This is a genomic window from Wolbachia pipientis, assembly GCF_001752665.1.
GTDB classification, from domain to species: Bacteria; Pseudomonadota; Alphaproteobacteria; order Rickettsiales; family Anaplasmataceae; genus Wolbachia; species Wolbachia pipientis_A.
In genome coordinates, this window is sequence record NZ_MJMG01000004.1 from 1 (window position 1) to 6,284 (window position 6,284).

At 34.1% G+C, this 6,284-nt stretch carries 3 protein-coding genes and 3 pseudogenes; 4 read left to right on the top strand and 2 right to left on the bottom strand.

Annotated features, from left to right (window positions below):
* Positions 1–339: 339 nt before the first annotated feature.
* Positions 340–1,047, bottom strand: a pseudogene (locus tag BIY23_RS02030) (NAD(P)H-dependent flavin oxidoreductase); the annotation flags it as partial.
* An 86-nt stretch (positions 1,048–1,133) separates the two neighbouring features.
* Between BIY23_RS02030 and BIY23_RS05310 the strand changes: the two are divergent.
* The 4 genes and pseudogenes from BIY23_RS05310 to BIY23_RS05425 all read left to right on the top strand — a co-directional run.
* Positions 1,134–1,367 (top strand): hypothetical protein, encoded by a 234-nt coding sequence (locus tag BIY23_RS05310; protein ID WP_070064912.1) that lies wholly within the window; start codon positions 1,134–1,136, stop codon positions 1,365–1,367.
* A 221-nt stretch (positions 1,368–1,588) separates the two neighbouring features.
* Positions 1,589–2,095 (top strand): annotated as a pseudogene (locus tag BIY23_RS05665) (transposase family protein); the annotation flags it as partial.
* Positions 2,096–2,201: 106 nt separating this feature from the next.
* The gene (locus tag BIY23_RS02045) at positions 2,202–4,271 is read left to right on the top strand and encodes an FtsK/SpoIIIE family DNA translocase (RefSeq protein ID WP_070064914.1); all 2,070 of its coding nucleotides are present in this window, start codon (positions 2,202–2,204) and stop codon (positions 4,269–4,271) included.
* Positions 4,272–4,608: 337 nt separating this feature from the next.
* Positions 4,609–4,776, top strand: a pseudogene (locus BIY23_RS05425) (transposase); the annotation flags it as partial.
* 559 nt (positions 4,777–5,335) lie between these two features.
* Here the strand turns inward: BIY23_RS05425 and BIY23_RS02055 are convergent.
* On the bottom strand, positions 5,336–6,284 hold a 949-nt coding region (locus BIY23_RS02055), incomplete at its 5' end, for an ankyrin repeat domain-containing protein (RefSeq protein WP_148115210.1).

Below are 6,284 nucleotides of genomic sequence, written 5' to 3' on the forward strand. Positions count from 1 at the left end.
CTCTGTTGTTGAGAGCTCTTCGCCCTCACACCGGATTTGAGGGAGAGTTCGTCCGCTTCAATTAGTATACAATACATACAGTCTACACTTTACAGCGAAACAGCCATTTCGGACAGTTTCACTCCAAACATTACCGATTATTTACTCGCCTATGATCACCTCGTTTACAATCCAATTTGCATTCGCATGTTATCATTTTCTCCTCAAACTTCTTCAGTTCCCAATCTCATTATCACAGCAAAATATAAGATCAAAATTAGGCTGAATTAACCATTATACTGTATTCTACCTATATAGTAATTATTTATGCAGTTATGTACGTACATATACATGTTATTTAGAGCTTATTTGAACAGAAGGCACTGCATCACGTGCCGTAGATTTGATAAATATCTCCTTAAAATTTTTATGTGCTATAGATTCATTAGTAGATACAAATAGAGTTCCTATTTGACATCCACTGGCTCCCATTTCTAGATAACTTACTATCATTTCACCTCTTCCTATTCCCCCTGCAACGAAAATAGGTATCTGTTCATTATGAAAATAAGGTAGGATCTCTTGTGCCAGTACAGAAGTACTGACTGGTCCGATATGTCCTCCCGCTTCCATTCCTTCTATTATTAATGCATCCACTTCCATTTTAACCAGTCTTTTTGCAAGACTGAGAGACGGAGCAAAGCATAAAACTTTTATACCTGCGTTTTTTATAGTTTGTATGATAGATTTTTTCGGTAAACCACCAGCAAGCACTACATGACTTACATCTGTTTTGATGCATACTTCCACTAATGCATCTAACTGTGGATGCATAACTATAAGATTTACACCAAACGGATTACTTGTAAGTATTTGTGTTCCTATAATCTCCTTCTTTAACAACTCTGGAGACATTGCACCACATGCAATCACACCGAAGCCACCGACATTTGAAATAGCTGAAACCAAATTTCTTTCTGAAACCCAGCTCATTGCACCACCCATTATTGAAAATTTACTACCAAGAAAATCACTTCCTTTTTTCCATAAATCGTCAAGTTTTTCCATTATAATAATATTACGTACATTAAGGGTATAAGAATACACAAAAAGACGCAAGTAATTGCATATAAAATAATATATATTGGCTTAAAGTGAATTACCTGCCAGTTCTTAAGTCTTTATCTGGCTTATTAGCTTTGCATCAATATCTGTTAAAAATTTATCATAAACATCTGTGCTTAATACTCAATATGATAACACAGGGGTTGCAACATAAATTAAGTACAGAAGAATATAGAGAATTAAGTAGTGGTTTTAATACAAAAAATCATAGATTTAAAGTACGAGCTAATAACGGACAAGATATTATCAATACAACATTATGATATTTAGCTTCTCAGGGGAGGTTGTTTAAAAAATAACGTGCCTTACAGCACTATTTAATGCAGATATTAATACTAAAGTGATGTTTAATAAACCTATTGCGGAAGCAAGGAAGAAAGTGTAAACAAGTAGTTTTGTGTATATGAAATGGGCATAAGTTATAAAAAGCTCAAAAACATGGCAAGAATATTCAAGCAATTAACAGGAGTAGGCATCAAAGAATTTAGTAGAAGAAGTCAGTCCTGAGTGGGAGAAGGTTAAGAAAAGTCATGGAAGAAGATCACATATTAGAAGGTAAGGTTTATAGAACATATATAACACACGTGTTTCTTGGATATCTGACATGAATCTAATATATGTAGATTACTACAGAAAATTATTAGCAAAGAAGATCAACATTACAAAAAATAGAACCAGATGGAAATCTTAGCAGATGTTACAGAGCAACCTATACAACCTCCAAAGAATTGAAAGAAGAAAAAGAAGAGTTATTATGGAAAAAAGAAAGCGTACACAGTAAAAACTGAGATTCTTATGGAAAGAAATGGAAAAAGTATCCAAGTCATATGTAGTAAGCACACATGACTTTCGTATCAGGAAGCAAGAGAAGTTTTTACCTAAAAATAGTATAAAGCATGCAGATTCTGGATATCAAGGATGGCAAGAGTTACAGAGTAAAGTTATTATTCCTTATAAAAGGTATCGTAAGAAACCTTTAACACCAGATAAGTGGGTGCAATTGAGATTATAATATTGTAAAGTAGATTATATTTCCGTTACAATCTACTCTAACTCAAAGTAAAATTATCTTTGTTTCAAAGCGTGAGTTTCTGTAAATGAAAGGATATTTCAATTCTATGATTTACTTACTGATCTTAATATATATATATATATCAGTTTTTAGTTATAATCACCAAGATTCTTCATTCAATACGATAACTGATAGAGAAACTACAAATTTATGTGGTGTATTTGGTGCATATTGTGCAGATATACTAGTACAGCTTTTAGGGCTTAGTAGTGTAATAATATCTACTACTGTAGTATATTTATTAATTGTGAAGCCTTCTCACAGGAGACTAAAGACCTTATACCTAACTTTCATTAATTTAGGTATATGTGCTATGTTACCTAAGCTTTTTTTTACTGCAAGATACAGATATGGAGGAATAATAGGTAATATGCTAACTAAGCATATCGCTATATTTGTAGGAATAGCAGTGTTGGGTTTCTTAGGATTAATTGGCTTAAAGAGAGTAAGTTATTTCCTTTGTAAAACACTATTTTTTAAATTAACTTCTGACAACCATTTGTCATCTATGCAAAATTTTAATAAATCCAATTTTAAGCATGTTGACACAAAACAACGTAAACCAGAGCGTAAGCAAGCTCTTTCACAAAAATCTTCAAATAATTTCAAGTTTCCTGATATGAATTTACTGTGTAAAGGACGAGAATCATCACAAAAGAGAAAATTTAATGAAACTGAATCCAGTCAAACTTTAGAATTATTAGAAAAAGTTTTACGTGATTTTGGAATTCATGGACAAATTGTTAATGTTTGTTATGGGCCAGTGGTTACTTTATATAAGCTTGAACCGCAAGCTGGTACAAAATCTGCACGAGTAATAGGTTTAGCTGATGATATTGCACGTTCAATGAGTGCGTTATCAGCGCGTATTTCAATAATAAGGGGTCAAAATGCTATAGGTATAGAATTACCTAATAATTCAAGAGAAACAGTGATGTTACGTGATATACTTGAATCTTCTGAATATCAAAATTCAAATTTACTGCTCCCAATTGCACTTGGTAAGGATATCAGTGGACAACCTGTTGTTGCGGATTTAACAAAGATGCCACATTTGCTAGTTGCAGGTACAACAGGCTCTGGTAAATCTGTTGCGATCAATATAATGGTTCTTTCATTAATATATAAATTGGATCCCACCGAATGTAAAATGATAATGATAGATCCTAAAATGTTAGAACTTTCAGTTTATAATTCTATACCGCATCTAATTTCTCCAGTAGTTACAGAGCCTAAAAAGGCAATTACTGCACTTAAATGGATAGTAAAAGAGATGGAAAATCGTTATCGTATGATGTCTTATTTAAATGTACGTAATATAATAAACTATAATCAAAGGATTGTAGAAGCTATAGGCAAGGGTGTAGAATTACAGCGTGTCGTGCAGATAGGGTTTAATTCTACAACAGGTAAGCCTGTATTTGAAAAAATATCCATAAAGATGGAAACCTTTCCTTATATTGTAGTAATAGTTGATGAAATGGCAGATCTTATGTTAGTTGCAGGTAAGGAAATAGAATGTTCTATCCAGCGCTTAGCTCAAATGGCACGTGCTGCAGGAATACATATTATAATGGCTACGCAACGTCCTTCCGTTGATGTTATCACTGGCGTGATAAAAGCAAATTTTCCAACTAGAATTAGTTTTGCTGTTACTTCTAAGATAGATAGCCGTACGATACTTGGTGAACAAGGTGCTGAACAATTGTTGGGCATGGGTGATATGCTCTATATGGTTTCTGGTGGGAAAATAGTAAGAGTTCATGGTCCTTTTGTGAGCGATGATGAGGTGCAGAATATAGTGCATCATCTTAAATTACAAGGAGAACCAAATTATATAGAAGGGATCACTAAAGAAGATGAAGAAAGTAGTACTTCAAATATAGATAGTGAAGTTAACAGCGAAGAAAATGATTTATATAACAAAGCGATTTCTATCATTCAAAGAGATAAAAAAGTTTCGACGAGTTACATTCAACGACAATTGAGAATAGGTTATAATAGAGCTGCAAATATTATTGAGAGAATGGAAAAGGAAGGAATCATCACTCTACCAAATCATGTTGGAAAGAGAGAGATATTGATTGAGAAATAACACTAGAGTTCTTTTCAACCCGTTGACGATATAGGAAAATCGTTGCTCTATGAGTCATAGAATGAGAAGATTTTGATGAAATGGGGAGCAGTCAATCAATAGATCTTTACAGAAAATTAAGCCTATTGCGAAAGCAAGGAAGAAAGTGTAAACAAGTAATTTTGTGTATATGAAATGGGCATAAGCTATAAAAAGCTCAAAAACAGGGCAAGAATATTCAAGCAATTAACAGGAGTAGGCATCAAAGAATTTAGTAGAAGAAGCCAGTCCTGAGTAGGGGAAGGTTGAAAAGAATAAGAACCTGTACGCGATCTAAAAGAGAAGGTAAGAAAAGAATATAAGTCCAAGCGATGTAAGTAAAGAGCAGTTCGCAATCATGTTGCCAGAGCTTGAATCTTGTCGAAAGAAGACAAAACCAAGGAATGTGGGATGTATTTTTTGTGGAGTGTTGTATGTTTTGAAAAGTGGTTGCCAATGGGGAATGTTACCGAAAGAATTTCCAAAGTTGTTATGATTACTTCAAGAAGTGGACAGGACACAAATAGAGAAAATCTTTTGGAGATTAGTAGTTGACCCAGGGAGAGAATTTTGCAACTAAGATAAAAGAGATGATTGGTGCAATTGTTGAGACTGCATTCTTTTGTTCTGCTGCCAACAAGATGGGTTGTGGAACGCTCCTTTGGACGATTGTGGAAAAACTGCGAGAGAACAGCTCAACACTAGCCTGCACATGGTTGTTTTAGCTTTTGCTCTTTTACTTCTCAAAAGATTATGAACAGGTTCTAACTCATCCTTCAGTGTCTTTTCCAGAGTCTCTTTAATACAAAAAATACTTGCTATTGCTGAGTTATTTACTCCTTTGATACTTTTCAGTTCATGAAAATCAGCACTTATTACTCTCCTTATATTACTAAAAAGACCTATCAATCTTTCTGCAATAGCTCTGCTATTAACTTTACGATATGTTGACCAACTCCAGTATCCAATAATGATCTACCTCTACTCGATATAACTCGAGTCTCCAATTTTTTCCTTCTTTTACTCCCATTTTTTGTGTTATTATTCTAGTTCTTGCCCTTTTCATGGATAGTCATATTACTTATTGCAGTAGAAGAAACACATGTTTCTAAAGATGTGCTCACACCTACGCTTTTTCCATTGGGAGTATTTTTCTTACTTAAATGATTTTCAAGTATATCAATAATTTCTGTATGTCCTGCTTCTTTAGCTAGATCCAATGCGGTCTTACCGTCTTTATTACGTATTTCAGGATCTGCTTTTTTATATAGTAAAAGCCTTGTAATGTTTTGGTGCCCTATACCCACAGCAATATGAAGAGGTGTAGATTCATCAGCATTTTTCTTCTGATTAGGACTTACTCCTTTTTCTAAGAAAAAATTAACCATATGTTTATTATGTTCATTATGAATAGAGTGATCACCATTTTTCTTATTAGGATTTGCTCCTTTGTCTAAGAAAAAATTAACCATAAATTCATTTTCGCTAGCTACCGCCAGATGAAGAGGTGTATCTCCTCCATAGTCCTGCTGATCAAGCTCTGCTTCATTGTCTAGTAAAAGCTCAGCAACACGTGTGGTGTTCCTCTTTGCAGGTAGAATACTAAAGTGAAGAGGCATACGACCGTATTTATCTTGCTCATGAACACTTGCGTTGTTGGCCAATAAAAGCTCGACTATTTCTTCAGCATTTTGTAATACAGCTACATGAAGTGGTGTATGTCCACAGCTCTTCTGATTAATATCTGCTCCGTTTTTTATTGTCAACTTAATGAGGTCCATACGCTGCGTCTTTACAGCTGCATACAGAGCAGTATATTGGTCAGATGGAACTGAAGAATCCTCTTGCTGTTTGGATAAGTGATTGTTTAATAACAATACTTTGTTAAGTAGAGTAAGATTCTTATTTAAGTAATGCCTAGGAGACCAACCACAAGGACCTATTCTATCTAATCCTTTTGAAGTAATTTTTTCACTAAAACTACGCAACCCTCCG

Excerpts from the sequence above, each read along its gene's own strand:
- BIY23_RS02045 (WP_070064914.1), top strand. The coding sequence starts at position 2,202 with ATGAAAGGATATTTCAATTCTATGATTTACTTACTGATCTTAATATAT.